This is a genomic window from Bacteroides sp. An322 (genome assembly GCF_002161765.1).
Classification (GTDB): domain Bacteria; phylum Bacteroidota; class Bacteroidia; order Bacteroidales; family Bacteroidaceae; genus Phocaeicola; species Phocaeicola merdavium.
Genome location: NZ_NFIN01000008.1, coordinates 85188 through 103325, shown reverse-complemented (window position 1 = coordinate 103325; position 18138 = coordinate 85188). Strand labels below are relative to the sequence as shown.

At 45.3% G+C, this 18138-nt stretch carries 15 protein-coding genes and 1 tRNA gene; 11 read left to right on the top strand and 5 right to left on the bottom strand.

The window, feature by feature from the left end; genetic code table 11:
- Positions 1–84: 84 nt before the first annotated feature.
- Together glf and tilS are read right to left on the bottom strand one after the other, a co-directional pair.
- Positions 85–1218, bottom strand: coding sequence for a UDP-galactopyranose mutase (glf, locus tag B5F91_RS06475; RefSeq protein ID WP_087428288.1), 1134 nt, complete (start codon positions 1216–1218; stop codon positions 85–87).
- 51 nt (positions 1219–1269) lie between these two features.
- Positions 1270–2562, bottom strand: coding sequence for a tRNA lysidine(34) synthetase TilS (tilS, locus tag B5F91_RS06470; RefSeq protein ID WP_087428287.1), 1293 nt, complete (start codon positions 2560–2562; stop codon positions 1270–1272).
- 259 nt (positions 2563–2821) lie between these two features.
- Here tilS and feoB point away from each other — a divergent pair, with 259 nt between their 5' ends.
- From feoB to B5F91_RS06415, 11 genes are all read left to right on the top strand, one after another.
- Positions 2822–5305 carry a ferrous iron transport protein B gene (gene feoB, locus B5F91_RS06465; RefSeq protein ID WP_087428271.1) on the top strand — a complete coding sequence of 828 codons (2484 nt, stop codon included), beginning with the start codon at positions 2822–2824 and terminating at the stop codon, positions 5303–5305.
- A gap of 11 nt (positions 5306–5316) precedes the next feature.
- Positions 5317–5475 (top strand): FeoB-associated Cys-rich membrane protein, encoded by a 159-nt coding sequence (locus B5F91_RS06460; RefSeq protein WP_087428270.1) that lies wholly within the window; start codon positions 5317–5319, stop codon positions 5473–5475.
- A gap of 138 nt (positions 5476–5613) precedes the next feature.
- Positions 5614–7362, top strand: coding sequence for a hypothetical protein (locus tag B5F91_RS06455; RefSeq protein ID WP_087428269.1), 1749 nt, complete (start codon positions 5614–5616; stop codon positions 7360–7362).
- Between the two features lie 197 nt (positions 7363–7559).
- Positions 7560–7910 carry a DUF3244 domain-containing protein gene (locus B5F91_RS06450; RefSeq protein WP_087428268.1) on the top strand — a complete coding sequence of 117 codons (351 nt, stop codon included), beginning with the start codon at positions 7560–7562 and terminating at the stop codon, positions 7908–7910.
- A gap of 195 nt (positions 7911–8105) precedes the next feature.
- Entirely contained in the window at positions 8106–9137 is a 1032-nt protein-coding gene (locus B5F91_RS06445; protein WP_087428267.1) for a DUF4848 domain-containing protein, read from the top strand.
- A 91-nt stretch (positions 9138–9228) separates the two neighbouring features.
- Positions 9229–9849, top strand: coding sequence for a hypothetical protein (locus tag B5F91_RS06440; RefSeq protein WP_087428266.1), 621 nt, complete (start codon positions 9229–9231; stop codon positions 9847–9849).
- Positions 9850–10219: 370 nt separating this feature from the next.
- Positions 10220–10291: transfer RNA gene (locus tag B5F91_RS06435), tRNA-Cys, on the top strand.
- A 76-nt stretch (positions 10292–10367) separates the two neighbouring features.
- Complete coding sequence (locus B5F91_RS06430; RefSeq protein ID WP_087428265.1) at positions 10368–11615, top strand: glycoside hydrolase family 88 protein; 1248 nt, start codon at positions 10368–10370, stop codon at positions 11613–11615.
- A 129-nt stretch (positions 11616–11744) separates the two neighbouring features.
- Positions 11745–13256 carry a 4Fe-4S binding protein gene (locus B5F91_RS06425; protein WP_087428286.1) on the top strand — a complete coding sequence of 504 codons (1512 nt, stop codon included), beginning with the start codon at positions 11745–11747 and terminating at the stop codon, positions 13254–13256.
- Between the two features lie 98 nt (positions 13257–13354).
- Positions 13355–14731, top strand: coding sequence for an aldo/keto reductase (locus B5F91_RS06420; RefSeq protein ID WP_087428264.1), 1377 nt, complete (start codon positions 13355–13357; stop codon positions 14729–14731).
- Positions 14731–15141: a DUF1893 domain-containing protein gene (locus B5F91_RS06415; protein WP_087428263.1), complete on the top strand. Its 411-nt coding sequence runs from the start codon at positions 14731–14733 to the stop codon at positions 15139–15141. Before B5F91_RS06420 ends, B5F91_RS06415 begins: the two co-directional genes overlap by 1 nt.
- Before the next feature lie 72 nt (positions 15142–15213).
- Here B5F91_RS06415 and B5F91_RS06410 read toward each other — a convergent pair whose 3' ends face one another.
- The 3 genes from B5F91_RS06410 to B5F91_RS06400 form a co-directional block, all read right to left on the bottom strand.
- Positions 15214–15909 carry a response regulator transcription factor gene (locus B5F91_RS06410; protein ID WP_087428262.1) on the bottom strand — a complete coding sequence of 232 codons (696 nt, stop codon included), beginning with the start codon at positions 15907–15909 and terminating at the stop codon, positions 15214–15216.
- Between the two features lie 57 nt (positions 15910–15966).
- Complete coding sequence (locus B5F91_RS06405) at positions 15967–17340, bottom strand: HAMP domain-containing sensor histidine kinase (RefSeq protein WP_087428261.1); 1374 nt, start codon at positions 17338–17340, stop codon at positions 15967–15969.
- A 390-nt stretch (positions 17341–17730) separates the two neighbouring features.
- Positions 17731–18135, bottom strand: a complete 405-nt coding sequence (locus B5F91_RS06400; protein WP_087428260.1) for a putative toxin-antitoxin system toxin component, PIN family — start codon at positions 18133–18135, stop codon at positions 17731–17733.
- Between the last annotated feature and the right edge of the window lie 3 nt (positions 18136–18138).

The window sequence follows — 18138 nt, the reverse complement described above, 5'->3', positions numbered from 1 at the left end:
ATGCCGTAACCGCTTAACCGGTTGAGAAAAGTGTAAAGGCATCTGTACCAATATGATTCTTCAAAAACATCTTTAACCTTCATGTCACTTAAAACAATTCAAGGCTTTTTCCACAATGTGATGCATGTCGTAGTATTTGTATTCAGCCAGTCTTCCTCCAAAGATGACATTTGTTTCCTTATCGGCTAACGCCTTATACTTTAAATAAAGCGTATTATTCTTTTCATCGTTTACCGGATAATAAGGCTCGCTTCCCTCTGACCATTCCGAACTATATTCTTTCGAAATGACCGTCTTCGGGCATTGCTCTACTTCGGCTCCGAACATTTCGAAATGCTTGTGCTCGATGATTCGCGTATAAGGCACTTCACGCTCGGTATAGTTCACTACGGCATTCCCTTGGTAATTGGGCATATCCAACGTTTCGGTTTCAAAGCGCACGGTGCGGTATTCCAATTTGCCGTATTGATAACCATAGAACTCATCAATTGCCCCAGTAAAGACGATTTTATCCGCCAAGGCTTCCAATTCTTCCCGATGTGCAAAGAAGTCGCATGCCAATCGGGTATCCACCCCTTCCAGCAAACGCTCTATCAGCACATTATATCCGCCGATAGGGATACCTTGGTATTTATCGTTGAAATAATTATTATCGAACACCATCCGTACCGGAAGACGCTTAATGATAAACGCCGGAAGCTCTGTACATTTCCTGCCCCATTGCTTCTCGGTATATCCTTTTATCAAAGCCTCATAAATGTCTTTCCCAATCAGCACCTGAGCCTGTTCTTCCAAATTACGCGGTTCGGAAGCCCCTTGCTCCTTCATGCGTGATACCGCCTCGGCTCTTTGCTCATCGAGCTTGGCTTTTGCCTCGGCTGGAGTTGTCACGCCCCACATCTGATAGAACGTATTCATATTGAAAGGCAAATTGTACAGCTTTCCTTTATAATTCGCTACGGGCGAATTGGTATAACGGTTAAACTCGACTATCGAGTTCACAAAATCCCATACTTCTTTATTAGACGTATGGAAAATATGTGCACCGTATTTATGCACATGAATGCCTTCCCGGTCTTCACAATAAAGATTCCCTCCCAACTGAGGGCGTCTGTCTATGACAAGGCATTTCTTGCCCTGCCGTTTCGCCTTATAAGCAAACACTGAGCCGAACAGCCCTGCGCCTACAATCAGATAATCATACGATTTCGGATGCATATTTGTCTTTTTATAAATTAAATCCAATCATTCAAAGATACGGAATATTTTTCAATCCTGCAAATCCTCTTTTTCTACCCAAAGCAAAATCGCCTTACGGGTATCCCCCGTTACACGGAACCGATTGTCTATGCGTTCGTTTACCAGCCAAATAATATCTTCTCCCGAACAAACTACATACTGGTTTTCCTTATCGAAACGGGAGAATTTCCGGTCGCGCAAATAATCACGCACCTTCTTAAATCCGCGCATCCCGAACGGGATAAACTTATCTCCCGCTTGCCATTTTCGTAGCGTCAAAGGTCCGGTCACTTTCGAAGCGTCCAGACAAGCGATATGCACATCATACGGTACTTGAAAACCGTCCTTTATTTCTTTTATCTCCCGATGCAACACCCAAGCCGGAATTTCTTCTTCACGCTTCTTGACAATCAAACAATTGCGGTCGCGAAGAACCACGTAATCAGAAGAATAGAACATCCTGCCCGATTCCGCGCCAAGGCTACGGAAAATATCGCGCAATTGTGAGGCATTGAACCCCAACGGGTGAAGCAATTCGAACAACACCGCTTGCGGAGCCGTTTCCTCACGCAGACGGGTGATAAGAATACGCCCTTCTTTATCTTTTACTCGGGAACAGGCTTCCTGCATTGCCTTACGGTAAACCGCATCCACTTCGGAAAGCCTTCGCGCCGTTTCGGCTATTGTTCCGCAAACCGAAGGATTGATTTCCTTCATCATCGGTATCAGATTCAGACGCAGCTTGTTACGGGTAAATTCATCCTTCAGATTCGTGCTATCCGTCACATAATCTTGCCTCAACGACGCCAGATAAGCCAAAATATCGGTTCTGCTTTCATCTAACAACGGACGGACTATCCTTCCGTTTTTCGGAGCAATCCCCTTTAGCCCCTGAATGCCTGTACCGCGAATCAAGTTCAATAAAAAAGTCTCTACGCTATCATCCCGGTGATGGGCTACCCCGATAACTTGTGCCCGCTCTTGCCTACGGATTTCTTCAAACCATGCATAACGCAAATCCCGGGCAGCCATTTCTATCGATATGCGATGCGTTTCCGCATAACTTTCCGTATCAAAATCCTTCACCCGTAAAGGCACATGCAGTTTCGAGCACAACGCCCTCACGAAAGCCTCATCCCTATCAGACTCGTTTCCACGCAAATGGAAATTGCAATGGACCGCCACACACGCATATCCCCCGGCAAGCAATACACGCAACAAAGCCACCGAATCGGCTCCGCCGCTCAGTGCCACCACGATTTTATCATTTTTGGCAAACAAGTCCTTTTCGTGGATATACCGGATTACGTTTTGTTGAAACATATCACAAAGATACACATTATAACCGAAGAAACAAACGGCTATCCGGATAATAAGCGACATACATCTAAGTGAGTTTCCCATCTCACCCGTATGAAAAGCCTATCCTACCCGTATGAAAAGCCCAACACATCTATATGCAGAAAAGAATGTAACCAATTGCAGAGAAAAATGCAACCAACTTGTGTTTTATTTAAAAACAATCTAAATAACTTGCATAGCAGAAATCTATCTTATATCTTTGCGCAAAAATAATACAACCATGAGATTATCAGAACTGAAAACAGGTGAAAAAGGAGTCATCATCAAGGTGATGGGACACGGAGGATTCCGCCGGCGCATCATCGAAATGGGCTTCATCAAAGGGAAAACGGTAGAGGTTCTTCTGAATGCTCCGCTAAAAGACCCTATCAAGTATAAGATAATGGGATACGAAATCTCCCTGCGCCGCCAAGAGGCGGAAATGATTGAAGTGGTGGGCGAAGAAGAAGCACGTGCTTCAATAAAGGAAACCGAAGTGCTTAACCCCATAGCCGAAGACATTCCCGTATCGGACGAAAAATTGCGAGAAATAGCGCAAGGCAAGCGGCGCACCATTAATGTAGCACTGGTAGGAAACCCGAATTGCGGGAAGACTTCGCTCTTCAACATCGCTTCGGGAGCGCATGAACATGTGGGAAATTATAGCGGCGTGACGGTAGATGCCAAAGCAGGGCATTTCGAGTTCCAAGGCTATCACTTCCGGTTAGTGGATTTGCCGGGCACCTATTCGCTCTCGGCATATAGCCCCGAAGAACTTTACGTAAGGAAACACATCATCGACCAGACTCCCGATGTCATTATCAACGTGGTAGATGCGGGAAACTTAGAGCGCAACCTGTACCTCACCACCCAACTTATTGATATGAACGTGCGCATGGTGGTGGCGCTCAATATGTACGATGCATTGGAACATAGCGGAAACACACTCAACTACAAAGCCTTAGGACAATTATTGGGCGTGCCCATGGTGCCTACCGTGAGCCGAACGGGACGAGGCATAGATACCTTGTTCCATGTCATTATCGGACTTTACGAAGGAGCCGACTTTATGGGGCAGAAAGAAGAGATACAAGACGAAGCCTTGCGCGAGTTCCGCAAATGGCACGACCAATATGTGCCCGACCATAAATTCGGAAGCAAAGACGAAGAAGTACACGAGTCTGATGATGCCAAAAGCTATATCCGCCACATCCATATCAACCACGGTCCGGAACTGGAACGGAGCATCAATGCGGTAAAGAAAGAAATCTGCAAAAACGAAAACATCCGCTACAAATACTCCACCCGTTTCCTTGCTATCAAGCTCTTAGAGAACGATAAAGACATCGAGCAACACGTGATTTCCACCTTGCCCAATGGTGCGGAAGTCATCAAGATACGCGACAAGGAAGCCGAACGCATCCGCCAGGTGATGAACGAGGATAGCGAACAAGCCATAACCGATGCCAAATACGGCTTCATTTCGGGCGCATTGAAAGAAACATATACGGAAAAGAGCCAGGATACCGAAGCCTTTACCCGCGTGGTAGACAGCATTGTGACCCATAAGATTTGGGGATTCCCTATCTTCTTCCTCTTCCTGTATATCATGTTCGAATGTACCTTCACCTTCGGGGCTTACCCGCAGGAATGGATTGAGTGGCTGGTAGGAGCTATCGGTTCATTAACAGAAACTTACATGCCTGCTGGCCCGCTCAAGGATTTGGTTATCGACGGTATCATCGGCGGTGTGGGAGGCGTCATCGTATTCCTGCCCAACATCCTGTTGCTCTACATCTTCATCTCGTTTATGGAAGATACGGGCTACATGGCACGTGCGGCGTTCATCATGGATAAAATCATGCACAAAATGGGCTTGCACGGCAAATCGTTCATCCCGCTTATCATGGGCTTCGGATGCAACGTGCCCGCCATTATGGCTTCGCGTATCATCGAGAGCCGCAAGGCGCGTCTGGTCACCATGCTCATCAATCCGTTGATGTCGTGCAGTGCCCGTCTGCCTATCTACTTAGTATTGATTGGCGCCTTCTTCCCCAACCGTGCCAGCTTAGTATTGCTTTCGCTTTATGCCATTGGCATCTTGCTAGCGGTGCTCATGGCACGCATTTTCAGCAAGTTCTTGGTAAAAGGCGAAGACGCTCCATTCGTTATGGAACTCCCCCCCTACCGCATGCCTACGGCAAAATCGGTTGCCCGCCATACGTGGGAGAAAGGGGCGCAATACCTCAAGAAAATGGGAGGCATCATCATGATAGCATCTATCATCATCTGGTTCTTAGGATATTATCCGAATCATAACGCCTATGAAACCACCGCCGAACAACAAGAAAACTCTTATATCGGGCAAATAGGCAAAGCCATTGAGCCGGTCATCGAACCCTTAGGATTCGACTGGAAAATGGGCATCGGGCTTTTATCGGGTGTAGGAGCGAAAGAATTAGTAGTTAGCACCTTAGGCGTTCTTTACACCAATGAGGAAGACATCGAGAATGTCAATCTCTCCGAACGCATCCCCATTACGCCTTTAGTAGCTTTCGGCTATATGCTTTTCGTGCTCATCTATTTCCCGTGCATCGCCACGATAGCGGCTATCAAGAACGAGTCGGGAAGCTGGAAATGGGCAGCCTTTGCCGCCTGCTACACCACGGCATTAGCATGGGTCGTATCGTTCCTAACATATCAAATTGGGAAATTATTTATCTAAGAGATTAAACTATGAACCTACAAGATATCCTTGTTTATATCATCGTGCTGCTCTGCGTTGTTTACGCAGGGCGGCACTTCCTGAAGTTTTTTAAGAAGAAAAAAACGGGAGAAAATGGATGCGGATGCGGGTGTGCAGGATGCCCGAAAGGGAAATACAAGAAAAGATAAAGGCATCTCTACGCCATAAACGAGGCGAAAATCCGCTGCATGTAGCAACAATTGTTTTTATCAAAATGCAATACACACTTTGCCGGATTTTACTTACCTTTGTACCGAAACCCAAAAGAAGAACAAACATTCCATCGTATGTATCGCTTTCTTATATATGCCATCACATTCATCTTTGTTCTGACTGGATGCCTATCCTGTCAGCAAGGAGATAATGCTTCCACCCAAATACTGAAACAAGCCAATGCCCTGTTACAAACCCATCCTAAACAAGCCCATTTATTATTGGACAGCATCAAATATCCCGAAAACTTAGATGCCTGGCAAAATGCCCAATGGTGTATGATGATGGGACAAACAGCAGATACACTCCATACCGACCTCCCCTATAGCCATCAACTGGAACGGGCTGCACGCTACTACCACCGTAAAGGAAATACAAGCGAACAGGCACGTATCTTGCTTTACTTAGGCAGAGCATATGTAGAAGAAATGGAAACGGGAAAAGCATTACATATTTATTTAAAAGCATTAGACAAAAGTTTATCGGTAAATAATAATAATTTATCCGGATACATTAATAGTTATATTGGCGACCTATATAATAATCAAGCATCTTACAATATAGCCTTAAAAAAATACCTATCGGCAGCTACTTATTTTGAAAAAGCAAAAAATATAAGAAGTCAAGCTTTTGCTTATAGAGATGCTAGTAGAATGTGTTATCTTACAGACTCTTTAGAGGCAGCTTTAAACTTCATGAAAAAAGCAGAAACCCTACTTATCTCATTAAAAGATTCTACTGATATGGCTGATATCCTCAATGGATTTGGTAATATTTATATGGCTAAAGAGAACTATAATCTTGCTGAAACCTATTTCAAAAAAGGAATCGAATATGATAAAGAAGAATCCGCTCCTGATTATTTAGCCTTAGCACAACTCTGTCTTTATAGAAAAGACTTTGATCAAGCACAAAAAAAACTAGAAAAGGCTCAATCGTCTGCACGTACCAATTACACTTATACCGATTGCTTTTACTTATACTACAAACTAGAAAAATTGACAGGACACACCAATAAGGCACTTGTCTATTTAGAACACTATATACATACGAAAGATTCTCTTCAAAGCGACAAAAATCAAAAAGAGTTAGCTGATATAGAAGAAAGATACAGCCATGCCAAGATTGCTATGACTAATTACAAGCTTAAAAAGGAAAGACAGCAGACTATATACTTGTTAATCTTTATAACATTCTGTTTCAGTTTCATTATGATTATCTATCAACTGATATTAAAACGGAAAGCACTCGTTTTATCTCAAAAGAAAAATGACATTCTTTTGTTGAAAAACGAAATATTAGTTTTAAAAAACAACTTATTGAACAAAGAAGAAGAATTGAATAAGCTTGCACATTTATTAGAACAACAAAAAGAACAAGCCAATATCGAAACCGTATTACAACAAACACAAATCATCTATCAGCAAAAACAAAAAGAAATAGAATCCTTAAATTGTCAATTGAATGAAAAGCATAAAAAAATCCTTCAAGAGGCTCCCATTATCAAACGAGTACAAAAACTAGCCACGCAAGTTATTCCTAATGCGGCTAAATCACCTTTGTCCAAAAAAGATTGGCAAATGATTTATGAACTGATTAATACAGTCTATCCACATATTGCCTCTTGTTGTCAAAAAGCACTCTTGGACGAACAAGAAGAAAAGTTATGCTATTTGTCTATATTTGAATTAGGAACTTCCGGAGAAGCCGTATTATTAAATTATACCGTAAGTACTATCAACAAATACCGCCAAAACGCACGACGGAAATTAAACATTAATAACCGGAATTTAAGTCTACACGATTTTTTGACCAATCAATAGGATTATCTCTTATACGTCTCATTTATTGACGTTAATAGAAAAGTATATCTTATCAAAATCCTATTTCCTATCCTATTTACATTTTTTATTACGTTGATAATCAAGTCTATCGTATCTTATCTAAAATTGTCAATTCATCCCAACCAATAAATGCATTCCCATTATCTTTGCATTCGAAATCAAAAATAATAAAACAAATGAAACGTATTTGCATTATCTTTTTCTGTTTACTTCCTCTTCTTGCATTTGGAAAGGAAAAACCTCTAAAGTTTCAGGGCTGTTGGGATACGATAAAAAAAGAAATATTTATTCCCGTTACAGGTTTTATTAACGATGATATTCCTACTTTAAATTTAAATTTTAAAGATATAGGTTCAGTATGCATCATCATTACAAACCAAAATGGAAAAATCGTATACAGTGAAACTATCCAAACAGAAGTAAATCCTCTATGCACGATTCCTTTAAAAGATTTAGATATAGAAAAAGGAATGGTCTTCATTACAGATGGTATAAATACCATTTACAGTTTTATTGAATTACAATAATGTAAATGAGTAAAGGCAAGCCACTTCCATTTCCCCGCTAAAAGAAACCGGAAGCGCTTGCCCTGACCACCTAAAAGAGAAAGGAGGTGAACGCAAAAATAAAAGAAAAAAATTATATTTCAACAACAATGCAATTAAATTACATCAAAAAAGAGTATCAACACATGTATAATAACTATTCAAAACAAGATTCTAATGAAAAATTTATTTATAACATTGAGCATCTGCTCATTATGCATGACTGCATGCAACAATGAAATGGATTCCATTCTTCCGGAAAACAACAATAACATTCAAAGCAGAACAATCTCAAATTATAGCGCAGACTATCAAGTCATAACACACAACGGTACATTGTGTCTGCAATTCAAAAATGATTCTACTTATAATGAAACAATAAGCAAAATCAGTATTTTACCAGAACAAGAAGCTAATGCAATGTTCGCTTATTTAGGATTTGCTAACCAACAACAAATCATGGCGGAAGCTGATAAAGAACAAGAAGCTATAGTTGACAATTATGAACAAGATGTAACCCAAGCATTCCCCGAACAACAAATAAAAGATTTCAAACAGAAATATCAAGATGTGTTTTTGTTTAATCCATACGACAAAACCGATTTCATAGCCAACTACAAAATAAAGAATTCTACTCAACGCTTCTTTACCAATAGAGAAGGATTCTTTATGATTGGCGACAGCATAGTATATGCACCACAATATACATCTGAAGAATTATTTGGCAATGGCATTACAACCTATGGGAAAAATGAAGCCACTGACGCAAACAGTATGAACAAAGCAGAAACCAAATACCAAATCCCTGGCGGTGATTATGTAAAAGTCAGAGCTATTTGGAGTTATTCTTTTGTACAAGATGCAACAACCAGGATAAACTATCAATACATTAATATTGAATACCTTAGCCAAAAGAAAAAAGTATTATGGAAAAAGCATCATGCAACAATCACTCTTAAATTCCAAGCTAAAGCATCTGGAAAAGGACTTGAAATATATGATATGCAACATAATATTTTCAGGAACGAGAATGACAAACCTGTAACTATAAAATATGACACGTATGGCAAAGTCAACGTATTTTCAGGACGCTTTAGTTCTACATCATATCCAAACACCCATTACAGCATTGACGGACAAATGGAAATTTGGTCAAGTGAAATACCTGAAAGCAATAAAGGTTTAGGAAAAATATATTTCTATGAATAATACTAACCAGGAGTTGGAAACACATCTAAAGGTAGTAAAGTTGTTCATTTCAACTCCTAACTTACATAAATAATAAATTATCAGTTATTCTATGAAAAAGCTAATTTTCTTACTATTCATAATAATCTCCACTTCCGCCTTTGCGCAGAAAATGGAACACGGAATATTAATTGGCGGAGGTTTGGGCATTCCCATGCAGGACAGCAAACAACTGATTCCACCGACCAATGAATTACGGTATGACCATAATCTGAAAGGGAACGGCATGATTGGTTACCGTTTCCGGTTTCTGCCTGAACGGAAATCATTCTTTGACCTTGACATTCGTGTGGGATTCCAAGGTATGAGCACCTATAAGTACGTTCCTTTTTATTCACAAGAATCGAACAATCATTATACAAATACCGGAGAAGGAAAAGAATTCAGTGAATTTATTATGCCCATATCCGTAGCAGCCAGCTGGAACTACCACATCACCGAAAAGTTCTATTTCGGACTGGGTATAGCCCCTACCCTCTATGTACGCCCGCAAGCCGTATTTGATTTGCCCGTCTTAGCTAAAGTGGGCTACCGTGTAGGAAAACATTGCGAACTTGCCTTATCCTACCAATACGGATGCCTTGATGTGTTGAAGCATTTCAACAAAGGAGCAGCCAATGGACGCAAAGGACACTTTTCCGACATAATGGTATCTGTATATATCCCATTTTGATGCAATCAGACCCAAGCACGACCTGGCTTTTGAAACATTCAAAAACAGGTTGTGTTCCCTTTCTTTTAATGAATAGCCGCAAAGTGTCAATCCTTCACTTTTCTATTGACAAAAATGCATACGGCTGCATCGCCCGACACATGCGGGTGCGTGGGCCAACTCATGCGGATGCGTAGACCGACGCACCCTAATGCGTTTAAAAACGCACCTTGCATCCACTACAAAGCATTGGTGAAATGCGAATATTCACACTCTTTTATGCAAAGAACGGAAGAAAAATGAAAAATTCCGGCAAAAAGTATTGCAGATTCAAAAAATTGTCATACCTTTGCAACGCATTTGAGAAAGCAAGTGCCTAGATAATTAAAATGGTTCCTTGGATGAGTGGCTTAGTCAGCGGTCTGCAAAACCGTGCACGGCGGTTCGAATCCGCCAGGAACCTCTACCGAAAGACTGGTTGATGAAAATTCAATCAGTCTTTTTTGTTTTTATCACCAAACTCCTAAAAACATCGAGCCATGAAAACATTCGTATGGACTGTATGTCTCCTGTTAGCATCTCTTACCGTAAACGCACAGACACGCTATTCGCAAAAAATGGCGGAATCGCAAGGCAAGCAATGGACGCACGGGAAATCGTGGGACTACGTGAACGGACTGGTAGCCAAATCGCTCCTGAATCTTTGTGAACAATACCAATACGCCGATTGGACCGCCGAGTATTACCAATGGGCAAAGGATTATGCCGACAATGCCATTAATCCCGACGGCACATTCAAGAACTTCAAGAAAGGAAACATCGACAACATCAATTCGGGCAAAGTGCTTTTCGCCCTCTACCGGCACGAAAAAGCACTCGACGAAAAGAACGGCACGCACAATGCAGACCGCTACAAGACGGCTGCCGACTGGCTCCGCAACTACTTGGTGAACGACTATTCGCGCATCCAAAGCGGTGATGCCAAGGGTTGTTTCTTCCATAAAGACATCTATCCGGAGCAGATGTGGCTGGACGGGCTCTACATGGGAGCCGCTTTCTACGCCGAATGGCAAGCCAATTTCGACCCCGACAACACACAGGCATGGACCGACATCGCTCATCAGTTCAAGACCGTTGCCCGCCATACGTACGATAGCGACAAGCAACTTTATTATCACGCCTGGTCTGCCAATCCCGAAGACGCCAATTCGTTTTGGGCAAATAAGGCTGAACCGCACAAGGGCTGTTCGAAAGAATTTTGGGGACGAGGCATGGGCTGGTATTTTGCGGCATTGGTCGATGTATTGGAAGTGATGCCCCAATCGCATCCCGATTATCAAGAACTGAAGACGATTGTCAATACCGTAGCCAAAGGATTGGCACGCTGGCAGGACAAAGAGAGCGGCGCATGGTACCAGTTGTTGCAATACGATGATTCCTTCGTAAGCAAATGCGGCATCGCCAATTATTTGGAATCTTCGGCTTCGAGCATGTTCACCTACGCTTATCTGAAAGGAATCCGCCTCGGCATCTTGCCCGAAAGCTACAAAGAAACGGCTGAAAAAGCCTACCAAGGCTTGCTGAAAACCTTCGTCACAACCAACGAAGACGGAACGATAAACCTGAACCAAAGTTGCCGTTCGGCTGGCTTAGGTCCTGCAAAAGACCCGTCGCGCGACGGCACGCCCGACTATTACTTATGCGGGAAAGACGTGACTATCGTGAACAACGAAGGCAAAGCCATCGGTCCTTTCATCATGGCTTGCTTGGAATACGAACAAAGATGATGTTTTCACCACGCCCTACTTAGACCCGATATAAATTGCAGCTGTTAAGAAAGTTTTGGTATTCGCCGAGTATCATAACGAGCATTTTCTTCTAATTTTGTGACTTGAAATAACCTAAAACGTATGATCATGTTGCAAAAAATCAGACAAATAATAGCTTTCCTTTTCTTTTGCATAATCACGCTCTTGTTCCTCGACTTTACCGGAACACTGCATGCATGGTTCGAATGGATGGCTAAGATTCAATTCTTGCCGGCTGTATTGACACTTAATGCCGGCATTATCCTCTTTCTTGTAGTACTTACTTTTGTGTGCGGACGCATTTATTGTTCCGTCATTTGCCCATTAGGTGTCTTTCAGGACATCGCGGCGCGGATAGGACGGGTGAAGAAGAAACTTCCTTATACCTATTCGAAAGCGAAAAACGTATTGCGGTATAGCGTGTTGGTGGTGTTCGTAGCACTGACACTCGGCGGGCTGACCTCAATAGCCGCGCTGATTGCCCCTTATAGTGCCTATGGAAGAATCGCCAACAACCTGTTCGCTCCCATTTACCAATGGGGGAACAATCTGTTAGCTTATTTTGCGGAACGTGCCGACAGCTATGCTTTCTATGAAACCGAAGTGTGGCTGAAAAGCCTTCCTACGTTCCTCATCGCTGTGCTTACCTTTATAATAATAGGTGTATTGGCATGGCGGAACGGGCGGACATATTGCAATACCATTTGTCCCGTAGGTACCGTATTGGGATTCATTTCTAAGTTCTCATTGTTCCGCATCGAAATCGATAAAGAGAAATGCAAGAAATGCAACCTGTGCGCACGCCATTGCAAAGCGGCATGCATTGACATTCCGAATACCGCCGTCGACCACAGCCGGTGCGTGACCTGCTTTGATTGCCTCAAACATTGCAAGCACGATGCCATCCATTACCGTTTCGCCTACGGGAAAAAGGAAGAAGCCGCTCCGGCACACTCCGATGCTTCGCAACCCAAGGACAAAGGACGGCGCGAAGTGTTAGCAGGTTCCTTATTGCTTCTTGCCTCTGCCGCCAAGGCACAAGCGGTGAAGAAAGCCGAAATCATCAAACTGGACGGAGGACTGGCCGACATCATCGACAAGCAAGCGCCAAAGCGTCAGACTCCGATTACTCCTCCGGGCTCGCAAAGCGCACGCAATATGCAACAACACTGCACTGCCTGCCAGCTTTGCGTATCAGTTTGCCCCAATGAAGTGCTCCGTCCTTCCGCTTCGCTCGATACATTCATGCAGCCCATGATGTCGTACGAACGTGGCTATTGTCGTCCCGAATGTACGAAATGTGCGGAAGTATGTCCCACTGATGCCATTCACTTGATAGACAAGGCAGAAAAGTCTGCCATTCAGATTGGTCATGCCGTATGGGTGAAAGAACGCTGCGTGCCACTCACCGACGGACAAGCGTGCGGCAACTGTGCACGTCATTGTCCTACAGGAGCCATTACGATGATACCTTCCGACCCGTCCAATCCTGAATCGCTGAAGATTCCGGCGGTAGATACGGAGAAATGCATCGGGTGTGGAGCGTGCGAAAACTTATGTCCGTCTCGTCCGCTCAGTGCCATCTACGTGGAAGGACACGAAGTACACCGAATTATTTAATTAATAATGAATAATTAATAGTTAAAGTGACAGGTAGAAACACTCGCCGTTGTTCATTGTTCACTATTAATTATTAACTACAAATCACATTTGCAATTATGGATAAACAAGATAACCGCATGAACCGCAGGGACTTCCTGAAGATAGTCGGCATCAGCACCGCCGGTACTGCCGTAGCCTTGTCGGGATGCTCCCCCAAAGAATCAACCGAGACTGCTGCCGAAGGTCCTGTGCCAACCGGCAAAATGACTTACCGCAACTTTCCGCCTTCGAAAGACCAAGTGTCTATCTTGGGCTATGGATGTATGCGCTGGCCTACGCTTCCCGCACCCGAAAAGGGAGGGAATGTCATCGACCAGGAACAGGTGAACCGCCTGATTGACTATGCCATCGAACACGGAGTGAATTACTTCGATACGGCTCCCGTGTATGTGCAAGGATGGTCGGAAACCTCTACGGGCATCGCCCTGAAACGCCATCCGAGAGAAAAATTCCTCGTTGCCACCAAAATGTCGAACTTCGACCGTTCGGATTTCGAATCGAGCGTGCAGATGTATCACGACTCGATGAAGAAGCTGCAAGTGGATTACATCGACTACTACCTGCTCCATTCGTTAGGAAACACAGGCAAGCGGAGTTTCCAGACCCGTTTTATCGACAACGGACTGCTCGACTATCTGGTAAAGGAACGTGAGGCTGGACGCATCCGCCACCTCGGCTGGTCGTTCCACGGAAGCAAGGAAGAATTCGACAAGATATTGGCATACCACGAACAAGTGCACTGGGACTTCATCCAAATCCAGTTGAACTACTCCGACTGGCTGCACGCCACCCGCGGCAATGTCAATGCCGACTACCTGTACGAAGAGATTGCCAAGCGGAACATCCCGATGGTCATCATGGAACCGTTGCAAGGAGGACGTTTGTCGAAAGTGCCCGAACACATCGTAGCCCGTCTGAAGACACGCAATCCCGAAGGCAGTGTCGCCTCGTGGGCGTTCCGTTTTGCCGGTACGAAGCCTATGATACTTACCGTACTGAGCGGCATGACCTACATGGAGCATCTGCAAGACAATATCCGCACGTATTCACCATTGAAACCGCTCACCGACGAAGAATGGCAATTCTTGCTCGATACCGCCGACCTGATGCTCAAGTACCCCACCATTCCGTGCAACAACTGCCAGTACTGTATGCCTTGCCCCTACGGCATCGACATTCCGGGCGTATTGCTCCATTACAACAAATGCGTGAACGAAGGCAACATGCCGCAAAGCAAGCTCGACCCTAATTACGCCAAAGCCCGCCGCGCCTTCCTGATAGGATACGACCGCAGTGTGCCGAAGCTGCGTCAAGCATCCCATTGCATCGGATGCGAGCAATGCAATCCACACTGCCCGCAATACATCGACATCCCGCGCGAAATGCAGCGCATCGACCAATACGTAGAGAAACTGAAACAAGAAACATTGTAATGAACCATCTCATCTCCCTCCTTCACGAAGGAGGCTTCTCGTGCGTCATTGCCAATCAGGGCGAGACACGTACTTTTACGCAACGCGGAGTAGCCGACCTGTATACCTTATATAATAATGACCCCGCTTTCATGCAGGGCGCCGTGATAGCCGATAAGGTAGTAGGCAAAGGAGCCGCTGCCCTGATGATATTGGGCGGAATGGCGGAAGTCTATACCGATGTGGTCAGTACTCCCGCCCGTAGGTTATTTGAGCAATACAGTGTGAAGCTTTCGTTCGATAAAGAAGTGCCCCACATCATCAACCGCCAGCAGACCGGATATTGCCCGCTGGAAACGGCGTGCGGAGAAGAAACCGACTTGCAACGGCTCTACCGGATTATCGCTGACTTCGTAGCCAGCATGAAATAAAGGTTCACCACGGATTACACAGATTAGAAAATTAATTATCAAAATCTGTGTAATCTGTGGTGAAAAACCAACTCAGTCCACCAACTGAAGCCCTACGCCTTTCACCGTCTTTAGCTGCACACTCTCGTCTGCCGAAAGCAGTTTGCGCAAGCGCGACACAAAGACATCCAGGCTGCGCGAAGCGAAATAATCGTCTTCTGTGTTCCACAGGCGCGAAAGAATGACCTCACGGCGCACCACCTTTCCCTTGCTCTCGCAGAGCAGGCGGAGCAAATCCGCCTCACGGACGGTAAGCGTTTCCATGTCCCCGCTTTCTTTCGATAAGGTAGAGCGGTCGGCATTAAACGTGTACAGCTTGCCTATCGCGAAGACCGCTTCGTGCGGTTCTGCCTGTCTGCCTTGCGTCATCTTGAGCAAGGCGGTGATATGCGCGTGCAATTCTTCGGACAAGAAAGGTTTCTTGATGTAATTGTTCACCCCCAATTCGTACCCCTTCACCACGTCTTTGGGCGATACCCTGCCCGAAGTGAAGAGGATAGGCGTCCGGTCGTCCGTCTCGCGGATGCGGTGCACCATTTCATACCCGTCCATTACGGGCATCTCGATGTCGGACACAATCACATCGGGCTTCCACGTTTTCCAAATCCGCAAGCCTTCCTCGCCGTCGGCAGCTGTCTGTATCTCGTAGCCGCCTATCATGTCTTCCAGCCCGCCACGGATGATGTAGCAAAGGTTGGCATCGTCTTCTACTAATAACAGTCTCGTCATTTGTTCCTCCTTTCTGTTTTTCACCACAGATTACACAGATTTAACTAATTAATTTTTCTAATCTGTGCAATCTGTGGTGAGACACGGCAACACCAGTGTAAACTCGCTATACTCGCCTTCGATACTCTCTAACTTCACTGTGCCGCCGTGCGCCTCTACGATGCGGAGCACGTAGTTCAGCCCTAAGCCGAAGCCCGACGGACCTCCCTTGCGGCTCCGGCTTGCCGCCGAGGCACGTTCATATTTCTCAAATATCTTTGCCTGGTCTTTCAGCGGGATGCCCCAACCGTCGTCGCGCACCGAAACAGATACGCTCCCATCGGGATGCTTTTGAGATGCAAAAGCAATAGTCACCTCTTCGCCCGAATACTTCACGGCATTATCTATCAGGTTGCTCAACGCCTCGCGCAGGAACTCCTCATCGGCATATACCGTCTCCGCGTCCAAATGCCATACAAAGCTGATTGGCTTCTCTGACTTTGCCCGATATTTCTCGGCAAGGTCTTCCAGCATCGGATGCAGGGCACATTCCGTCCGCGTGAGCTTCAGTTGGTTGTTCTCTAACTTGGCGAGGGTCAGCACCTTATTGGTCAGGCTGATGAGGTGCTCTCCCTCTTCGCGCAAGATGCGGAAATACTTCGCCCGCTTCTCCGGCTGGTCGTCGAGGCGTCCTGTTTCGAGGATGCGCGTCCCCATTACGATAGAGCTGAGGGGCGTCTTCATGTCGTGTATCATGGCATACGAGAAATCCTCGCGTATCTTTGCTGTCTTGTCCTGCCGCAGGATGATGCGCATCTGCCAAGCGATGCATCCCACCAACACTACGATAATCAGCACCGTAGCTACTAATACTAATATCATCTGCCGCGCGATGACCCAATAGGGATTGGTAATGACGCCCTGCACAAACCTCGCTTCCTCGAAGTCGAGCATCAGCGGGTCGGTCTTCAGGATGCCTCCGGGACGCAGCCCTTTCCCCTCTGAAGCACGTAGCACCCGACCCGTAGAATCAACGATGCATGAAGCTACCTCGGCGCGGATGCCGACCGAATCGAGCAGATGGGCATAAATCGAGTCGAGCGCATGGAGCGATACGTCCAAGTGTATTTCCGTGTAAATGTAATCCTGCATGGCGGTATGGATGTTTGCCATCAGCCACCGGTTTGCGCCTCCGCCCACCTCGGCATACGTCGTATCCACCTCAAACTTCAGCGAGAATGTCGTGTCTGCTTTGCCAAACCGTTCTTTTTTATACGATTCCATCCGGTGGAACATCTCTTCCAGCGAAGCGTCGCGGAACACCTCGTCCGCCTTCATCCGCAAGCTCTCTTCAGCCAGCCGGTAGCTGTTCGCCAGCCACACGTATTGCAGCTCCGCTATCGCCAGCAGGGCGATGAGGGCTATCCAGCGCAAGTGTCTTATCTCTTTCATAAGCAGATTGGTTTTCACCACAGAGCACGCGGGTCGAGAAGTTGATATTCGGCGTTGTTAAGTTTTGTGATGCCGAATTCTTTGATTTTTACGATTGTTTTCATTGTCGGAAATAGGTTGAATTTGACATTCGGGTTTATTGAATCACCCCCAAAGATAGTTTTATTTTCCGAAAAACCACCTTCCGGGAGGTAAAAAATGTGCGGCGACCCCTCGCCGGAGGCCTTCGGAGTGTCGGAAAACGCGCGGCGCCCCCTCGCCGGAGACTTTCGGAGTGTCGGAAAATGCGCGGCGACCCCTCGCCGGGGATTTTCGGGGTGTCGGAAGGTATGCGGCGAGGGGTCGGCGGACGTTTTGCACGTTTTTCGAGGTCTGTTCCGTAACGCCGGATCAGATTCTGCACATCATCTCATCCAGCTTGATGATTTCCACTTTGGGGAAATCAATCTTTTGCAAGATGTCGTAGTGATGGTCTTCGGTCACAATGAATTTGGCATTTCCTGCCACCGCACAATCTACAAACTTGTTATCGTCAAAATCGACGGTTATCAGATTGAAATGATAATAAGGAGTAATAAAAACCGTGTACGGATTGTTTATGATTACATTGATAGCAAGCATAGCAAAGGTGTGGCTTGCTTTCCGTTCCAGAATTTCTTCATACTCTTCCAGTATTTCGTTCGACACGCAGAGGCTGTTGCGCCCGTCAAGCAGGGAAAGCCATATTGCGTGGTAATGGCTTCGACGTGCGATGCACTGGATAAGGCTGTTGGTGTCGAGTACTAACCGTGCCATACG

Coding starts and splice junctions, on each gene's coding strand:
- B5F91_RS06410 (WP_087428262.1), bottom strand. CDS start 15,909: ATGACGAGACTGTTATTAGTAGAAGACGATGCCAACCTTTGCTACATC.
- B5F91_RS06445 (WP_087428267.1), top strand. CDS start 8,106: ATGAAAAATTTATTTATAACATTGAGCATCTGCTCATTATGCATGACT.
- B5F91_RS06450 (WP_087428268.1), top strand. CDS start 7,560: ATGAAACGTATTTGCATTATCTTTTTCTGTTTACTTCCTCTTCTTGCA.
- feoB (WP_087428271.1), top strand. CDS start 2,822: ATGAGATTATCAGAACTGAAAACAGGTGAAAAAGGAGTCATCATCAAG.
- B5F91_RS06455 (WP_087428269.1), top strand. CDS start 5,614: ATGTATCGCTTTCTTATATATGCCATCACATTCATCTTTGTTCTGACT.
- glf (WP_087428288.1), bottom strand. CDS start 1,218: ATGCATCCGAAATCGTATGATTATCTGATTGTAGGCGCAGGGCTGTTC.
- B5F91_RS06420 (WP_087428264.1), top strand. CDS start 13,355: ATGGATAAACAAGATAACCGCATGAACCGCAGGGACTTCCTGAAGATA.
- B5F91_RS06415 (WP_087428263.1), top strand. CDS start 14,731: ATGAACCATCTCATCTCCCTCCTTCACGAAGGAGGCTTCTCGTGCGTC.
- B5F91_RS06400 (WP_087428260.1), bottom strand. CDS start 18,135: ATGGCACGGTTAGTACTCGACACCAACAGCCTTATCCAGTGCATCGCA.
- B5F91_RS06460 (WP_087428270.1), top strand. CDS start 5,317: ATGAACCTACAAGATATCCTTGTTTATATCATCGTGCTGCTCTGCGTT.
- B5F91_RS06405 (WP_087428261.1), bottom strand. CDS start 17,340: ATGAAAGAGATAAGACACTTGCGCTGGATAGCCCTCATCGCCCTGCTG.
- B5F91_RS06440 (WP_087428266.1), top strand. CDS start 9,229: ATGAAAAAGCTAATTTTCTTACTATTCATAATAATCTCCACTTCCGCC.
- tilS (WP_087428287.1), bottom strand. CDS start 2,562: ATGTTTCAACAAAACGTAATCCGGTATATCCACGAAAAGGACTTGTTT.
- B5F91_RS06430 (WP_087428265.1), top strand. CDS start 10,368: ATGAAAACATTCGTATGGACTGTATGTCTCCTGTTAGCATCTCTTACC.
- B5F91_RS06425 (WP_087428286.1), top strand. CDS start 11,745: ATGTTGCAAAAAATCAGACAAATAATAGCTTTCCTTTTCTTTTGCATA.